The organism is Paraglaciecola sp. T6c (genome assembly GCF_000014225.1).
Lineage (GTDB): Bacteria > Pseudomonadota > Gammaproteobacteria > Enterobacterales > Alteromonadaceae > Paraglaciecola > Paraglaciecola atlantica_A.
In genome coordinates, this window is record NC_008228.1 from 2,116,615 (window position 1) to 2,133,660 (window position 17,046).

Here is a 17,046-nt window from a genome sequence, read left to right on the forward strand (position 1 = left end):
TTTGAGCGTGTTATGTCTGAGTTGTTTTTACGTCAGCAATTTCCCATTTTTCACCAACAAAATGACGGATCGCCTTGGCTATATTTCGATAATGGTGCCACCACACAAAAGCCGCAGCCAGTTATTGATACCATAACTCGCTTTTACTCCCAGCAAAATGCGAATGTACACCGTGCTAGCCACCGAGTATCTGCTGACACCACAAACGCCTTTGAGCAGGTGCGTAAAGATGTCGCTGCATTGATCAATGCCAGCAGTGAAAAAGAAATCATTTGGACCAAGGGCACAACAGAAAGCATTAACTTATTGGCTAACGTATTGGCCAAGGGGCACGTGGAATCTGGTGATGAGATTGTGTTGTCTGCGCTGGAGCACCACGCGAACATTGTACCTTGGCAGCAAATCGCTAATGAACTGGGACTGCACATAAAAGTGATCCCAGTGAATAAAGATGGTGTGCTGCAGTTAGCAAACATTAAAAGTTTAATCACCGATAAAACTGCTTTGGTAGCGGTTAGTCATGTCTCTAATGCGCTGGGAAATATAAACCCAATTTCGCACATTATCGCTCATGCTAAAAAGCATGGGGCATTAACGCTAATTGATGGTGCCCAGGCTATTGCTCATTTACCCGTAGACGTGCAGGCGCTTGATTGTGATTTTTATGCTTTCAGTGGTCATAAGATGTTTGGCCCAACGGGAATTGGCGTTTTGTATGGCCGCCAAGTATTACTCGATGGTTTACCGCCGTACCAAACCGGTGGTGAAATGATTGAAAAGGTGAGTTTTTCAGGTACAACCTTTCAAGGATTACCGTTCAAATTTGAGGCCGGCACACCTAATATTGCTGGCGTGTTGGGTTTAGGGGCGGCCGTGTCTTTTTTAAAGACGCATCAATCGGTAATCCATGAACAAGAGCAAGCCCTGTATACCTCGTTAGTTAATGGCTTGCGAAGCATTTCAGGTATACGTTTATGGGGGGACCTTGAAAACAGCGTTTGCGTGCAATCATTCACTGTCGATGGGATCAACAACCAGGATCTTGGGCTATTGCTTAACGAGCATAATATCGCGGTTAGGGTAGGTCATCATTGTGCTATGCCATTGATGCAGGCGCTCTCAATTGATGGCACGGTGCGGGTTTCCTTGAGTGGCTACAATACCTTGCCAGAAATACATCATTTCATTGACGTGCTACAAGGTATTGTAAGCTCGCTGCGCCCTGATTCTATAAACGCCAGCCAAGATTTAACGTCAGTAGCAGTGGTGAAAAACACTGCACCGCAAAATGAAGCATGGAATGACAAGGCGTTTGATTTTGACACTATGCCACTGGCGCTGAGCATACGACAGGCCAAGGGCTGGGATGAAACCTACCGGCAAATTATGCTCGCCGGTAAACAATTGCATAAATTGCTTCCTGAGGATCACACTGGGCAATACGAAGTGATGGGCTGTGAGAGCCAAGTGTGGCTGAAATGCGTTGTACGCGATGATCACCTTATTTTAGCTGCTCATTCGCCAAGTAAAATCGTACGCGGGTTATTGGCCATCATTTTTGAGCCATTAGCGCGTCTAACGGTGCGTCAAATAAAGCAATTTAGTCTGCATGATTATTTACACGCGCTGGGGCTAGGTAAGCATGTGAGTCAATCAAGAGGCAATGGCTTGCAAGCCGTGATTGAACAAATTCAACACCAGGTTCACTCACGTTAGTTGGGATGTATAAAAATGAGCTGATGTGGCTATTAGCGCGGAAAACGAATGCGAAAGATGAGCGTGAATTATTTTATCAAGGGTAGAATAGTCTTAAAAGCAGGTGAACGGCAGTCTTTTATTAGCTCAAATAAAGCCATTTCTACGCTTGTGATGCTTGCTCCGCGTGCGCTTAATTTCTCTATCGCTAACGCTTTATTCTCTTGGGCTCTCGATGAGACAGCGTCGCTGACCACTTCTACGTGATAGCCTAAGTCCAGCATGCCAAGCACCGTCTGATAAACACATACATGTGCTTCTATGCCACAGACAAGCCAGTTGTCCTTTTGGCTATCGTGTAGTGTGTCTACAAACGTCTGTGTATCACATGCGTTAAAGGTGTGCTTAGTGATAAGGGGATGGTGCGTAAGCTCTTCGGCTAACAGTGGAACTGTCGGACCTAATTTAAGTGGGGCTTGCTCTAGGCATATATTGGGGATAGCTAATATTTGAGCAGCGTTGATGAGCGTAAGTGTATTATGAAGCAGTGCTTCGCTTTGAAACACCTGATGGGCTAAGTTGCCTTGTATATCGATAACAACAAGGCCAGTATCGTTTGTTTGTAGCATCAGTTAGCCTGTTACTTTAGATGATAAGTACGGTAACCAAGGATGGGTGTGATAACAACGAATTTTGCACTACTGTGACTGCATGCTTGCTCTTTATTGGTGCGGCTGTCGGTGGTTTAAACTGTACACTTCTGTTCAATATGTTGATTTATAAGCGCTTATTTTTTTACATATCAGGTGTGGTTATTGCTATGTCGCAGCCAGTATTTTATTTTGCCTTTGTTATTTATGCATTAGTGATTTTTCATTAATGGCCTATTCATTTGTTATTCGTTCATTCGGGAGTAATTCGTTGAAGTATTTAGTCTGTGCCTTGTGCCTATTAGTAAGTGTGTCAGTGATTGGGGCAGAGAAAAAGCCGATTGCTGTAAAAGTGTTTATAGCCGGCATGTTTGAAATCGGTGCAAATCAAGGGGATAAAGCGGGAGAATTTCAACATTGGTATGAGCGTTATTTTGCCGAGGCCCAACCAATCACGATCCCGGGGGCGTTGACGCCGGTATTTTGTAATAAAAATGGCGTGTGTGGGTCGGTGTTAGGCATGGGCAAAGTGGCGTCTTCATCCTCAATGCTCGCGATAGTTTTAAATAGCCAGTTTGATTTCTCTCATAGTTATTTCATGATCAGTGGCGTGGGCGGAATTCCTCCCTCGCAGGGCACCATCGCGGATGTTAATTGGGGCAGTTGGTTAATCGATTACGATTTGGGGCACCGCTGGATGCCAGAAGAAGGCGAGGCAGGAGCGCCTGTATTTATGCCTAGGAAAGGTTATGAAGATATTCGTCGCTATCAGCTTAACCCTGCGTTAGTTAATTTCGCGGTTTCTTTATCAAAAAATGCTCAGCTAAAAGACTCACCTTCGGCTCAGGCGTATCGTATGCGTTACCCTGAACCGCAAGCGCGACGTAAACCAGCAGTGACTGTGGGCACGCATATCGCCGGTGATACTTTCTTTCATGGCCCAGGTCTGTCAGCTGAAGCACAATACATGAGTGAGCTATATGGGGCAGATGACTACATGATCGCAGAAATGGAAGGAGTGGCGATTGCCCAAGTACTCGCGCGGACAGTGGGTACTGACAGAATGCTCAGTTTACGAGGTGCGGTGAATTTTGACCAAGGAAATCCTAATGAATCTACGTTAGCGCATCTTGACCCTGCTCCGGGTGAAACCGCCGGAGGATTTGCCGAAACCGTGGAAAATATTGTCATAGTCGGTGGTAGTGTGGTTGATCACATTGTCACGCATTGGTCTGACTTTAAAGACGGTTACTCAGCAAAATAGTCTTATTTTTTTTCACCTCAGCCCAAGTGTTATGTGAGTGTTGATAGCTGTCGGCACTCAACTAACCTTAATCCATAGGATCTGACAGGGTAAAATCTCGGGGAGCCTGTTGGTCACATTTTTTGCATTCAAGGTCCATGTTCAGATGTTGCTCACGGCCTTGTTTTGTTATCACCCAAGGCCTGTTTGTCCACGGAGGATCGTGCCGTACATGTTGATGGTGACCACAGCCGAGTTTCGCTACCCAATGGTCTTCGTCATCTTTTACGTAACCAATAATAGGCTGCTTCATGATTGATTCTTCCTCTATATGCTACTGATGGCGCCCATGTAGCTTACCTCTTACGTTTACTTAAAATGAATAGTTGATCGTGTTTGTGGCAATAACAGTCATTTTTGGTTGTAATGAATAAAAACAATCATTTTTGGTTGTTATTTAACTTAACAATCTAATTTGGTTGTTTTAATTGCATGAACCGTCAGATTTATCGTAAACTGATTGCCTAATCGATAAAGGCTACGACCTGAGGTACACGTATGATCGCTGTTTTAACCGGAGACCTAGTAGACTCGACAGCCATGCCTGCGAAAGATTACCAGTGTGCGGTCAGTATCATGGATGATTATCTCGCCAAATGCCAAACACGATTTGCTGCAAAAGGCGAAATCTATCGTGGTGATAGTTTGCAGCTTATTTTCAAGCAGCCACAACATGCTATGCGCGCAGCAATTGAGCTTAAAAGCCTACTCTTTAGTACTGATGCAACTCAACGACCTTTGGGAATTACGCTGTCTGTAGGCTTGGGGGAGCAGCTTATTGACGGTAACAAACCCAGTGTTTCACAAGGAAGCGCATTTACCTTATCAGGTAGAGGACTGGACAGTACACCTAGTGGGCACATTAGCTTACATCATGAGGGGGGCGCATTTTTTGATGCACTTGTGCTAGCAACGCAGTTTTTAGATAACGTGTTGTATTCGCACACGCAAAAACAAGCGAGGGTGCTTTTTCATTATTTAAGTATGGATTTTCCCACTCACACCCAGTTAGCCAATGCATTGTCAACCAGTCAACAAAACGTGACTAAGCATTTAGCGCGTATTAGCGCGGATTTGATTAAAGCCTATGTTGTTTTTTTTGAGGAAAAATTAAGCAAGGAAAGTGACTAATGGTATTGTTTTTATTGATGATTGCAGCTCACATACTGGGTGATTTTTATATTCAGAAAGATAGCTGGGTAACCTGTCGAAATAATCATCATTTTGCCTCATGGGGGCTAGGTAAACATGTACTGTCTCATGTTGTTCTGCTCACTACTGCCATATGGTTGGCCGGCTTCTTAACTGCACAAGGCTGGATAGCCATTGTCGTGATAGGCTTTTCACATCTGCTTATCGATGTATGGAAGTCTTATCAACCAAACAAACTGAGCTACTTCTTATTAGACCAATTCTTTCATATCGTGATCATCGCTTTGGCTGCACTAGCGCTTAGTGGTATTGGCTTGGCCGAGATAAAAACACAGCTATATTTGCTCCTAAAAGTGAAATATGTAGCCATAACGTGTGCCTATGTGATTGCGTGTCGGCCGGTATCGATAGCCATAACAATCGCTCTGGATAATTACACCGCACAATTAGCGGATAAACAAACGGGTCTTGCATCTGCAGGGCGCTGGATCGGCTATATAGAAAGGTGCTTAATTATCTCGTTTGTGTTGATTGGCCAATTTGCGGGTGTAGGCTTTTTGCTAGCAGCCAAAACGATTTTTCGATTTGGCGACTTAACAAAAGAAAAAGACATGAAGCTAACTGAGTACATGATGCTGGGCACCTTATTAAGCTTCTCATGTGCGTTATTACTGGGCTGGTGGGTCAATAGACTCTGATACTTAAGTGGCTACACGGTCAGCGTGTTGTTACAACCATGATTAAATCGTCACAGCGAAGCTGAGAAGTTTACGCTCACCTTGTTCAATACGAGTAACGCTGTGTTCGTATTTATCCGGTCTGAAAAGATAAACCCGGCCGAACAAATTGATAATGCACTTTTGACAATGAAACACACCACCCACTTTGGGCTGTCTTAACACGATATTGAATTTGTAGTATTTACCCTTGGCGATTGGGTCAATATGAGCCATGACCTTATGTTGATTAGGGTAGGTGACTAAATAGGCTGAAAGGCGTTTAGAGCTAAACAATACCTTGTTGCGAACACGAGCGAGCACAATATCTCCGAGCTGACTTAATTAAAAATTGATTATAACACGGGGTAGTAATCGTTTTTTAATATCATTAATGCTTAGCTAGACCTATTCTGACTAATTCATTTTATGAACACGTACGCAATTTTTACCAGCGTGCTTAGCCTCATATAATGCGTCATCTGCGACTTTTACCATTCTCTCTAATGAACGTGCTTTCACGGCATAGGTAACGCCAAAGCTGGCTGAAATCGCTAAATCAGCTTCATCCTGAAGTGCAATCGGTTGAGCAGCAATTAGCGTGCAGGTGCGCTGGGCAATCGCTTTGGCTGTCTCAAGTTTTGTCGCGGGCAATAAAATAACAAACTCTTCGCCGCCCCAGCGGGCTATCGCATCGTGCTCACGTAATTCACTTTGCAGTAACACCGCAAATTCTACCAACACTTTATCGCCTACATTATGCCCGCGGGAATCATTGATACGTTTAAAATTGTCCACATCGACCATAATTAAACTGGCTTCTTGATTGGCTCTGACTATTTTGTCAAAACGCCATTGCACATATTCACGATTATGTAATTGAGTAAGAGGATCAAGCTGATGTTTTTTAGCCGACTCGCGCTCAAAAAAACGAATAATGACATGAGCTGTCACAAAAACCACAAAAATAATCAACAAAACAAACGAGGTATGGCTGGTGTATGCATCGGTGCTGGCGGTTTTACGTGATGATAGCGGAGTAAGAAGGTAGAGCTTCCAGTGCAAAGCCTTAAGGTCTATCTGTGCGATGAGGTTGATATAATCAGGGGTCTTAACGATGATATTATTCAAGCTTGGCAATAATTTTTGTTCTGCGGTCAATGCTTGAAACCAAGATAGCTGCTCAACTGACAGAATACGTTTTCCATCAGCCAATAGGTCAGGATCTGATGCCAGTACAACATCTTGATTATTATCCACAAACACGAAATCGTAACCGAAAGCATCTTTGTAGCTATCAAATGCGTCCAAGAACGTTTTTAAGCGTTTACCCACCCCAATAAACCCGAGAAATGCACCCTGATCATTGAATACTTTCACGTCAAAATAAATGTGAATATCTTGTCTGTTACCTAACGCTGCTGCCACATTGTGAGTTTGTTCCTTAACGCGAAAATACCATTCAACTTCGCCTTCTTTTAACTCTAGTGTGCTGCCATTGGCGTTATATTGTTTGCGACTGTTTTCACTGGCAACAAAAAAGTCCATGTTGTAGTCCATGGACATACGCTTGACTAAATCGAGTATCGCCTTGTCATCGATGATTTGAGCATTCATCAATCGGCGCAAGGTTTGGGTATTGGCAAGTATTTGTGCAGTGTGCAGCGGCTTAACCAACTCCTGCGTGACTAAATCAAAAGCTGGAGACATGGATTGCTGCTGCAGTCGGCTTTGTTCTTCTACCGAGTCGGACAACGTTAAGTAACCGCTAATCGCTACCGCAATCGCCATAACAAGCAACATAATGGGCACTTTGAACCCGATACTGAGTAAGTTACTACGCTGGGAAGTGCTCAACACAAAATTCCGATATGTTTAAAAACCGGTAATATTACTTAGTTTAGTGAATGAAATATATACCATTTTAGTGTTAGTTTTTGTATGAAAAACAATCGATAGTGTCATGTGAGATTGCATTATTTATCGCCCTCTGAATTATCAATTGAACGATTTTTGGCTTCAATCCATTGGGCCATATATTGGGTACTTTTATGGTGATGGTGTTGCAACATGCTACCAGTGAAGTTCTTCAACCTATGTGCTGATAACGTGCACTTGGTTTCAATAATACGCGAAATCAAAGCCGGCCCAATGGTGCGTTTATCGAACCGAAGTAGTGCCTGTTCAATGTGCTGTTGGCACCTTAGCCATAGCCCTTCGTCTTGATACAAAGCCACTGCGTTTTGCGCGAACTGTTCCGCGATATTAGCAATGGCACCTGGCCATAGTGCTTCATCACACATACCTTCAGCCCCGATGGATGTGGTTACGCTGGGCGTATTACACAGCATCGCTTCTGCCAATTTGCCCTTGATGCCAGCGCCAAACCTTAAGGGGGCTAAGCACACCTTGGCATTAGCCATCACCGCTTTAGCATCTTGTGCCCAACCTTTAATATAAAACCCTTGTTTCGGGTTATGTAGTTGGGTTGCTTTAGGGGGCGGATAAGCCCCGTAAATATGCAGCTCAGCAGTGGGTAACGCTTGTCGTATCAAGGGCCAAATTTCGGATTTTAGCCACAGTACGGCGTTCCAATTTGGCTCGTGGCGAAAATTACCAATGCTGACAAAGTGCTGGCGCTGCGAAAAAGACAGGTTGGGATATCGTTGCGTTATGTCTTCAATATCAAGCATAAACGGGCAGTGATATAGCAGGTTTGCTGGCACACAAAAGGTATTTTGCAGCAGGGTGTATTCGAAACTCGATATGATTAAACTGAGATCGCAGCGGTATATGGATGCGATTTCACGTAACGCCAAATCGCTTTTAAGATCGCTTTCAGTGATGTCTCTGCCTTGCTTGAATGCACGGTGACGAGCATCACGTAAACTGTGCATATCTTCCGTATCAAGTACGCGAAGTGCATTTGGGCAGTGCTTAGCAACACGCCAACCGAACTGTTCTTCCAACATAAAACGGTCGAACACCACGACATCTGGTGCTTGATTCAAAATAAAGTCATCAAAACTGCTGCAGTTAAGGGCAATGCTGTGTTCGCTTATACCAAACTCAGTGAGATTAATTTTATGCTCACCTTGAACCGCCGGACTCGCAAAACTAACAGACCAACCTTGCTGCATGAAAAGTGTCAGCAGGCTCATCATATGTTGGCCTGCAGCTGAAGAGTTAGGCTCTGGCCAAACATAGCCTATAACTAAAATATGTTGAATTGACATAAGGCTACTCAGGTTGTTTTGCCAATTGAACGCAATTACGTCCTGCTTTTTTGGCGGCATAGAGGGCAATATCTGCTTGTTTCATGATATCGCTAAATTGGCTGAACTGACTGCTTCGCTTTGCAACACCAAAACTAGCAGTGATTTTAACCGTTTTTCCTTGACTATTTTTTGATGTAGAGCCTTTCCCTGCGGCGGCTTTAGGACGTTTCTTTGGCCGAGGCTTATCCCGTAAGGCGATAGGGTAATCTGCGATCATTTGGCGTATTTGTTCTACAAAGGGCAACGCTTGTTGTGGTGATTTACGAGGGAAAATCAAAATGAATTCTTCGCCGCCAAAGCGAAACGCTTTTCCGCCACCGCCCACTTTGTTTAAGCGACTGGCGACTAATCTAAGGACTTCGTCGCCGACGTCATGGCCGTAGGTATCGTTAAATTTTTTGAAGTAGTCGATATCCGCCATCACCACCACATATTTTCGCCCCAGCGTATTGACGTATTGCATTAAGGCTCTTCGTGAAGGGATAGACGTAAGCTCATCCTTGAAAGCCATATTAAAGCTGTCTTTTAGCATGGCGTACAAAAAGCTGGTGGCTAAGACCAACGCCAATACATTGTGTAATTCAAACGTTGCATAAGCGGGCATCATTGCGATAAGCACCACCGCGAGAAGTAAAGCGCCATGGTTATTATCTGAGATCAAAATAAAACGCACAAAGCATAATGCGAGGGTAAATATCACGACTAACCACTCAAATGGCGAATACAAGGCGTTTAAACGTGGGTCAATATGATTGGCGAACGTATAAATTGGACTTAGGCTATTTTGGGTAACCGCAGGAATGTACTCCAGCACCAAATAGCTGACGATGGCGACGACAAAAATCTTCGCCAAGGTGATAACCAAGTTGTAAGCAGAAAACCCACTGTCTTTAGCGCAACTCAAATAACCGAGTATGACCAAGAATATTAGCGGTAGATAGCGGTTAAACGCCGATGAAAGGGCTATTTCTCCATGGGTAAAAAACAGTAATATAGCCAGTAAAACGCAGACCCAAAACAATCTGCTACGACCAAATTGAAGCGCGATCACCGCTGAAATTGAAAGAGATAAATATCCAATCCAAGGCAGGGGAGAAAACCAGTCCAGTAATAAGGCAGGTTGTGCCTCAACAAAATAAACAACGAGTATTAATAGCGCTGCATATACGAATAGGTGTTTAAAAATGTTGTACAAATAGGTCAAAGTGTTCGGCTCGAACTTGGCATAAAGGAGTATTGTATGAAATTTTTGTTTGTTCTATAAGTGTATGTGTTAATTTGCTGCAAATTAAATGAATATTATCAATCTGTTAAAAGGAGCCGTATGTCGTCTCACGTAGTTTTTGGAGCCGGATTAATAGGCAGTTACCTAGGCGCAAGTATGCATCATTTAGGGCTAAATGTAGCACTTGTTTGCCGTGCAGCTGTGAAGCGCAATTTAGCTGAGGGCGTTGTGCTAACGGATTATCAAGAGCATTATGCACAAGTAGAAAATCTCAATTTTCTCGATAGTGAAATTCTCGCAAAGCTCAAGCCTGAGCAAATATCCTGTGATTTTTTATGGTTGACCGTTAAATGCCATGGCGTTGAACGCGCTTTGCTCGAAATTGCGCCGCTAGTCAATAAAAACACGGTCATTTTGTGCTGCCAAAATGGCCTAGGCTCAGACAAACCAGTCAAAAATGCTTATCCACACAATACTGTACTTCGAGTGATGGTGCCGTTTAACGTCGTTGAGCTTGAAAAAGGCCATTTGCATCGCGGCTCAGAGGGCCACTTAACAATAGAGCAAGCGAATAGACCTGTTATTAGTGAGGATTTGCACGCTACGTTGGACAGCGAACTTCTGCCGGTCAGCATCACCAAAGACATGCAGTCATTGCTATGGGCCAAGTTACAATTGAATCTAGGCAATAGCATCAATGCCTTGGCAGATATCCCAGTGAAAAGCATGTTAGAGCAACGAGGCTATCGGATTGTTATTGCTGCTATGATGCAAGAGTTATTGGGTGTCTCAAAAGAACTAGGACTTGAGTTACCAAAAGTCACTGCGCTACCCGCTAACCTTGTACCCCATGTCCTTAAGTTGCCCAACTTTTTGTTTAAGTTAGTGGCGAATAAAATGCTTGCCGTCGACCCTAACGTGCGTACATCTATGTGGTGGGACATGTCTCAAAATAAGCCAACAGAAATCCAGTATTTAAACGGAGCTGTAGTAGACGAGGGGGCAAGAGTGGGAGTTCCCACCCCAGCAAACACACGTATTGTAGCGTTAGTCGAAGCGTTATCTGCGCCTAACAGCAAACATGAGCAAGGGGCTAAGCGAGTAAAAACCGCACTTACCCGCCCAGTGAGCGCATCCCAGTTACAACGGCTAATTCGCCAGCACTGACGAATTAGTGTTGATTGTCGTTGAGTAATTTGGGTTTCAGGTTGTCTACCCACATGGCGGTTGCACCGCATATGGCTACGGGCATAACTATAAAGTTGACGATGGGGATCATCGAAAAAACGCTGACCCCAATTCCAAAGCTAAAACAGTTTCCACGGCTTTGATTTAAGGTACGTCGCATATCTTTAAACGATACTTTGTGATTATCAAATGGGTAATCACAATATTGGATTGCCATCATCCAAGCGGTGAACAAAAACCATAGCACTTGGCCGAAGACCGGCAAGATAAAAAACAACAACAAGAAACCCAATGCGCGGGGGATATAATAAGCGAGTTTTGAAAATTCACGGCCTAATGTGCGGGGAATGTCTTTCACAACATCTAATACGCCTGTGTCGCCTAAGTCTTGCCCTGTCAGGTGTTTCTCAACCTTTTCGGCTAGTAAACCGTTGAAGGGGGCTGCAATCCAGTTGGCAAGCGTGCCAAAGATAAGGGCGAAAACCAGCAAGATAGTGACAACAGCAAGAGGCCAGATAATATAACTCAAAGCCGATTTGAGCCAGCCTAGCCAATCGGGTATTAAATCAACGAGCCAAATAATAGCCCCGTCTATTTGCCCAAAAAGAGCGTACAGAGCCACTGAAAATAAGATCAGGTTTACTGCCAGCGGAATAAAAACGAAACGTTTTAAGCCTTTAGTTTGAATAAGGGAAAAGCCCTGTAAGAAGTAATTCAATGTGTTGCCTCTTTTGTATACTGTTTATCGGTTTGTCGATAGCTTAATTGTGCGTTTATCGTTGGTTCGCCAAAAAATGTCTAATACCTTGAATTAATTAGCAAATATTGTTGCGATCTTAGGGTATTATACTGGCGAACATGGTCGCGACAAAACGTCAATTGTTACATGGGGTGAGTTTTGCTACATTTCCACTGTTTCCCATAATAACGATAAAACCGGAATCCTCTTTTTATTCATGCGTTTAAAGAAAATAAAGCTCGCGGGGTTTAAGTCTTTTGTAGATCCTACCAGCATCCCCTTTGTTGATGATATGACCGCCATAGTCGGGCCGAACGGCTGCGGAAAATCCAATGTGATAGATGCTGTGCGCTGGGTATTAGGTGAAAGCTCTGCGAAAAACTTACGTGGCGATGCCATGATCGACGTTATTTTCAATGGCTCCACGGCAAGAAAACCGGTATCTCAATGCACCGTTGAGCTCGTATTTGATAACACCTCTGGGCGTATTCAAGGGGAATTTGCCAGTTACAATGAGATATCCGTTAAGCGCTTAGTCACCAAAGATGGCCAGTCGAGTTATTTTTTAAACAACAGCAAGTGTCGTCGCAGAGATGTCACCGATTTGTTCCTCGGCACAGGGCTTGGCCCGCGTAGTTACGCGATCATTGAACAGGGCACTATTTCAAGGCTGATCGAATCAAAACCCCAAGAGCTGCGAGTCTTTATTGAAGAAGCGGCAGGTATTTCCAAGTACAAAGAGCGTCGCAGAGAAACTGAAAACCGCATTCGCCACACCAAAGAAAACTTAGAGCGCTTAGAAGATGTCCGCGGTGAGTTAGGTGCGCAATTACAAAAATTGGAAAAACAAGCATCAGCTGCAAAGAAATATAAAGAACTAAAACAGCAGGAGCGACAATATCGAAATGAATTGGCGGCCATGCGTTGGTCTAACTTTAACGCCAAAATAGTTAGCCTAGAGCAACAAACGCATCAGCAAGAGGCAGACCTAGAAGCCTTTATTGCCCGCCAACGAGGAGATGAAAAAGAAATAACAGTTTATCGTACACGCCAGCAAGAACTCAAACAGCAACTGCAAGATACACAACAAGGGTATTTTCGTCTTGGCACCGACATCACTCGCCTAGAACAAAACCAACTGCATAGTAAACAACGCATTGGCCAAATTAAGCAAGAATTGAGCACTCTAAATGAGGCAGTAAAAGACAGTGAGGTTGAGCTGCAGGCTAGTGTCACTCGGTTGGCTGAGTTAACCGACGTGATTGAACAACATGGGCCAGAACATGAATTAGCACAACAAGCACTAGAAGATGCTATCTGGCAATTGCAAAATACAGAAGAGCGCACCTCAGCCGAGCAAAATCAATGGCGAGAGCAAGAACAAACCTTTCAAAAATACAAGCAACAAGCGCAACGTTATCATAGCCAAATCCAATCAATTTTAGCTATGCAAATGCGCAGTGAAGAGCGCATAAGTGAAATTACCAGTGAGATCAATAGTCTAAAAACGGACGAGTTTGCAACGCAAATAGATGAGGCCAAAACGGCGCAAGAACTCATCCAAGAGCAATATGATGAGGCGCAGTTACAATACCAGCTTCGAAACGAGGCTTTGCATCAAGCTCAGTTAGATTGGCGAAAATTCAGCGACGCACAAACAAAAGTACAAGGTGAATTGCAAACCATAGAGGCGCAAATAAAAGCTTTGCAAGGCGTACAAAATTTAGCAAGAGGTCATGAAGATTATCAACAATATTTACTGGAAAAGGGCATTGATAGCCAACCATGGCAGGCTGCGTTGACCGTAAACTCAGGATGGGAAAAGGCTGTCGAAGCAGTTACAGACCAGTGGAAAAATGCACTTATTGTGAATAACATTGACGATATTGGCGTGTTTGAAGAAGCGCAGTGCCAAGGCATTGCCTTAGTCGTCAATAATAACAACGACCAAAGCGGCGATTTAGCGCGTAAAGAAGGGACTTTGGCAACCGTGCTCGGTGACAGTGTCATTCCTCAGTGGATGGCGGATATTCGTATCGCTCGTACCCGGCAAGAGGCTTTGGCTGCGCGTAACGCATTAACCCGCGGGCAAAGTATTGTCAGCGCAGATGGATTATGGCTTGGTAAGGATTGGGCGCTCGATGGTTGCAGTGAAGATGCCGGCGGCAGTATACAGCGCGCTAACGCTATCGCCGCTCTTGAATCTGCGCTGCCGGCTATACAACAACAGTGCGAAGAAGCACAGGGCACTAACGAGCAAGCGCAAGAAAACGTTGAGCATTTAAGTACACTTAAAGAGCAAGCACAGGGCAATTTATCTCGTTGCAGTGAAGCACTAAGCGAGCATAAAAATCACCACCAATGGTTGGTTCAGCAACAGCAAACGAACGCTCAGCGCGTGACAAAACTGCAAGCGGAACTTAAGCGCCAACAAGACATCTTGCTTAAAGAGCAAGCCGAACTGACCGAAACTACTGCGCAGACCGAAGAGTTGGCTGAAACACTGTTAGGGCTAGAAGAGCAGCAAAACGATATAGAGCGGCAGCGTGAAGCGTTTAACAATCAACTTCGAGAGCAGCGCCATCAAGTTGATAATCTAAAAAATCAACAACATCAACACGCCTTAACCTTAAAAGGTCAACAAGCGGAAGTACAAAATGTACAGACCATTCAAGCGCGCGAGCGTGCTCAATTGCAAAATATGTTGTATAAAAAAGAACAGTTGAACAACGAGTTATCGCTATTGTCTACTCCACTCGATGAGCAAGCTGGGGCTCTACAGGCAATGTTAACAGAGCATAAGCAACTGGATGATAAGCAGCAAACGCTAAACACAGCCTTGGGTGAACTTGAGCACCAACTCGCGGTAATTGAAAAAGGTCAGCAAAGCATTAATGCGCAGATTCAACAGATGCAGCAAGATGTACAAACTAGCCAATTAGCGTGTGAAGGTTACCGCGTTCGTGCCAAAAGCGTTATCGAACAACTCAGCGAAGCTAAAGTGCAGTTACAGCCTTTACTTGAGGCAATAGGCGAAAATAGCGACGAAAAGCGCTGGCAAGAATATTTAGAGCGCACCGTTGCTGCAGTCGCTAGGCTTGGGGCTGTTAACTTAGCTGCCGTTGAAGAATACGATATTCAAGCTCAGCGCAAACAACATTTAGATGAACAAAATCAAGATCTTGAATCCGCTCTTGACACGTTAGAGCAAGCAATACGTAAAATTGACAAAGAAACCAGAAGTCGCTTTAAAACGACTTTTGATCAAGTCAATAATGGCTTACAAACTCTGTTTCCTAAGGTCTTTGGGGGCGGCTCTGCCTACTTAGCCTTGACCGATGACGATTTACTGGAAACAGGGGTGAGTATTATGGCGCGACCACCGGGCAAGAAAAATAGCACAATTCATCTGCTTTCTGGTGGAGAAAAAGCGCTGACCGCTTTATCATTGGTTTTCGCAATTTTTCAACTGAATCCAGCACCTTTTTGTTTGTTGGATGAAGTCGATGCACCGTTGGATGATGCCAATGTGGGGCGTTTTTGTAAGCTGGTAAGCGAAATGTCTACCAGTGTGCAATTTATTTATATCACCCATAACAAAATTGCGATGGAAATGGCTAGTCACTTAACGGGGGTCACCATGGCTGAGCCGGGTGTATCACGTATGGTCGCTGTTGATGTGGAACAAGCTTTAGCTATCGCGCAAGCATAATAAAAAAGGGTATGAGTTAATTCGATGGAAGATGTATTACGCTGGACGTTATTTATAGTAGGTACCGTGGCAATTGCTGGGGTATTGATTCATGGCTTATGGGTATCTCGCAAGTCGTCGGGCAAGGCAAAATCGAAGGCGAAATTTGCAGCCGGACATCACCGCAGTATCAAGGATGACGGGGGATCTGAACCTCAGTTTTCACTGGATGATGACATCACCGGTGCCGAGGGTGACGCCCAAGGAGCGGGTGATTTTCAAAGTGACTTTGACGATCTCGGTGTGGGCCCAGTGCGTGTGGTCAGTCGTAACGCTAAAGCCCCTGATGTACAAAGCAACACTCATCACGCTAAAGATGATCTAGGCGAAATTGCTGACGATACGTTGGCAAGTTATGCCGATGATGATTTGGCGTTTGACAGTGAAACTCAGCAAGCGAAGGCAGACGAAAAGGGGGCAAAAAATGATGAAAACGGCGTTGAAAACCCAGACTTAGCCCCTAAAACCGAAGCACCCACGTCAGAGCCAAAGACACCGGTTACGCCTGGCAAAGTGTATGCTTCGGTAGTAACGCAACCAAAGCCTGAATATACCCCACAAAATAATCACTACACCAGTGCCAGTACTAAGCAAGCGAGCGATATCCCTGAACCACCTACTTTTCTGCTGAAGGCCAATGATGCTGCTCAAACGCAAACTTCTGCCGATTCGTCCGCCGTGAGCAGACAAAACCAGGAGCCGCAGCTTGATTCACAAGTAACACAAAAAGTCATGCATACGCGAAAAAATGAAGGTGCGAGTCGTAAGCGCAAAGAGCCCAAGTTCGCTGAGGATCAATTGAACATTGATTTTGACGAGCAGCAACAAAGCAACGACCATCATGTTGACGAGCCGCAGAAAAGTGACACTGAGCAGAAAGCGCAAGAGCAGCCGCAAGAAGTGTTGGTATTAAATGTAAAAACAGCAGAAGACGCGCCCATTCAAGGTGCTACGTTGTTGCCTATGTTACTAACATTAGGCTTTAAATTTGGTGATCAGGATATTTTTCATCGCCATGTTAATGCCAACGGTAAAGGTCCCGTATTGTTTAGCTTGGCTAATATGTTCAAGCCCGGGGTGTTTGACATTGACAATTTAGAGAACTTTACCACGCAGGGGATCACGTTGTTTATGATCTTGCCCATTGAGGGTGACCCTCATCAAGTTTTTAATATGATGCACAATGCCACGCGTAAAATTGCCGATGAATTTAATGGCCAAATACTGGATGGCCGCCGCAGTATGTTAACTAAACAAGGGTTACAACAATACGTCGAACGCATCCGTGAATTTGAACGTAAGAGAATGATACACCGTTAATTTTGGGGAGCGCCTGCTCCCTGTTTTCT

Annotated in this window: 14 protein-coding genes; 7 read left to right on the plus strand and 7 right to left on the minus strand. The window is 44.4% G+C overall.

Annotated elements, in window-relative coordinates; all coding sequences use genetic code 11:
• Positions 1-12: 12 nt before the first annotated feature.
• Positions 13-1,716: a SufS family cysteine desulfurase gene (locus PATL_RS08990; RefSeq protein ID WP_041714357.1), complete on the plus strand. Its 1,704-nt coding sequence runs from the start codon at positions 13-15 to the stop codon at positions 1,714-1,716.
• 68 nt (positions 1,717-1,784) lie between these two features.
• On the opposite strand, the gene PATL_RS08995 is transcribed toward PATL_RS08990, so the two are convergent.
• Positions 1,785-2,324 (minus strand): hydrolase, encoded by a 540-nt coding sequence (locus PATL_RS08995; protein ID WP_011574585.1) that lies wholly within the window; start codon positions 2,322-2,324, stop codon positions 1,785-1,787.
• Positions 2,325-2,616: 292 nt separating this feature from the next.
• Between PATL_RS08995 and PATL_RS09000 the strand changes: the two genes are divergently transcribed.
• Positions 2,617-3,609, plus strand: coding sequence for a purine-nucleoside phosphorylase (locus PATL_RS09000; RefSeq protein ID WP_041714358.1), 993 nt, complete (start codon positions 2,617-2,619; stop codon positions 3,607-3,609).
• Between the two features lie 67 nt (positions 3,610-3,676).
• On the opposite strand, the gene PATL_RS09005 is transcribed toward PATL_RS09000, so the two are convergent.
• Entirely contained in the window at positions 3,677-3,901 is a 225-nt protein-coding gene (locus tag PATL_RS09005) for a DUF3565 domain-containing protein (RefSeq protein ID WP_011574587.1), read from the minus strand.
• Positions 3,902-4,146: 245 nt separating this feature from the next.
• On the opposite strand from PATL_RS09005, the gene PATL_RS09010 reads away from it, so the two are divergent.
• Positions 4,147-4,779, plus strand: a complete 633-nt coding sequence (locus PATL_RS09010; protein ID WP_011574588.1) for a hypothetical protein — start codon at positions 4,147-4,149, stop codon at positions 4,777-4,779.
• Positions 4,779-5,498, plus strand: coding sequence for a DUF3307 domain-containing protein (locus PATL_RS09015; RefSeq protein WP_011574589.1), 720 nt, complete (start codon positions 4,779-4,781; stop codon positions 5,496-5,498). The genes PATL_RS09010 and PATL_RS09015 overlap by 1 nt, the downstream gene beginning before the upstream one ends.
• Before the next feature lie 42 nt (positions 5,499-5,540).
• Here the strand turns inward: PATL_RS09015 and PATL_RS09020 are convergent, their stop codons facing one another.
• From PATL_RS09020 to PATL_RS09035, 4 genes are all read right to left on the minus strand, one after another.
• Positions 5,541-5,840 carry a hypothetical protein gene (locus PATL_RS09020; RefSeq protein ID WP_011574590.1) on the minus strand — a complete coding sequence of 100 codons (300 nt, stop codon included), beginning with the start codon at positions 5,838-5,840 and terminating at the stop codon, positions 5,541-5,543.
• A gap of 93 nt (positions 5,841-5,933) precedes the next feature.
• Complete coding sequence (locus PATL_RS09025; RefSeq protein WP_232283310.1) at positions 5,934-7,376, minus strand: GGDEF domain-containing protein; 1,443 nt, start codon at positions 7,374-7,376, stop codon at positions 5,934-5,936.
• Positions 7,377-7,492: 116 nt separating this feature from the next.
• Entirely contained in the window at positions 7,493-8,752 is a 1,260-nt protein-coding gene (locus PATL_RS09030) for a glycosyltransferase (RefSeq protein ID WP_011574592.1), read from the minus strand.
• 4 nt (positions 8,753-8,756) lie between these two features.
• Complete coding sequence (locus PATL_RS09035; protein ID WP_232283311.1) at positions 8,757-9,998, minus strand: GGDEF domain-containing protein; 1,242 nt, start codon at positions 9,996-9,998, stop codon at positions 8,757-8,759.
• A 120-nt stretch (positions 9,999-10,118) separates the two neighbouring features.
• Here PATL_RS09035 and PATL_RS09040 point away from each other — a divergent pair, with 120 nt between their 5' ends.
• On the plus strand, positions 10,119-11,186 hold the full coding sequence (locus PATL_RS09040; protein WP_011574594.1) for a 2-dehydropantoate 2-reductase: 1,068 nt from the start codon (positions 10,119-10,121) through the stop codon (positions 11,184-11,186).
• Between the two features lie 4 nt (positions 11,187-11,190).
• Here the strand turns inward: PATL_RS09040 and cysZ are convergent, their stop codons facing one another.
• Positions 11,191-11,925 carry a sulfate transporter CysZ gene (cysZ, locus tag PATL_RS09045; RefSeq protein ID WP_011574595.1) on the minus strand — a complete coding sequence of 245 codons (735 nt, stop codon included), beginning with the start codon at positions 11,923-11,925 and terminating at the stop codon, positions 11,191-11,193.
• A gap of 238 nt (positions 11,926-12,163) precedes the next feature.
• Here cysZ and smc point away from each other — a divergent pair, with 238 nt between their 5' ends.
• Entirely contained in the window at positions 12,164-15,658 is a 3,495-nt protein-coding gene (gene smc / locus PATL_RS09050) for a chromosome segregation protein SMC (protein WP_011574596.1), read from the plus strand.
• 24 nt (positions 15,659-15,682) lie between these two features.
• Positions 15,683-17,017 (plus strand): cell division protein ZipA, encoded by a 1,335-nt coding sequence (gene zipA, locus PATL_RS09055; protein ID WP_011574597.1) that lies wholly within the window; start codon positions 15,683-15,685, stop codon positions 17,015-17,017.
• Positions 17,018-17,046 lie beyond the last annotated feature (29 nt).

Bases quoted from the DNA above. Each gene is read 5' to 3' on its own strand.
- PATL_RS08990 (WP_041714357.1), top strand. From the start codon at position 13: ATGTCTGAGTTGTTTTTACGTCAGCAATTTCCCATTTTTCACCAACAA.
- PATL_RS08995 (WP_011574585.1), bottom strand. From the start codon at position 2,324: ATGCTACAAACAAACGATACTGGCCTTGTTGTTATCGATATACAAGGC.
- PATL_RS09005 (WP_011574587.1), bottom strand. From the start codon at position 3,901: ATGAAGCAGCCTATTATTGGTTACGTAAAAGATGACGAAGACCATTGG.
- PATL_RS09010 (WP_011574588.1), top strand. From the start codon at position 4,147: ATGATCGCTGTTTTAACCGGAGACCTAGTAGACTCGACAGCCATGCCT.
- PATL_RS09015 (WP_011574589.1), top strand. From the start codon at position 4,779: ATGGTATTGTTTTTATTGATGATTGCAGCTCACATACTGGGTGATTTT.
- PATL_RS09030 (WP_011574592.1), bottom strand. From the start codon at position 8,752: ATGTCAATTCAACATATTTTAGTTATAGGCTATGTTTGGCCAGAGCCT.
- PATL_RS09040 (WP_011574594.1), top strand. From the start codon at position 10,119: ATGTCGTCTCACGTAGTTTTTGGAGCCGGATTAATAGGCAGTTACCTA.
- smc (WP_011574596.1), top strand. From the start codon at position 12,164: ATGCGTTTAAAGAAAATAAAGCTCGCGGGGTTTAAGTCTTTTGTAGAT.
- zipA (WP_011574597.1), top strand. From the start codon at position 15,683: ATGGAAGATGTATTACGCTGGACGTTATTTATAGTAGGTACCGTGGCA.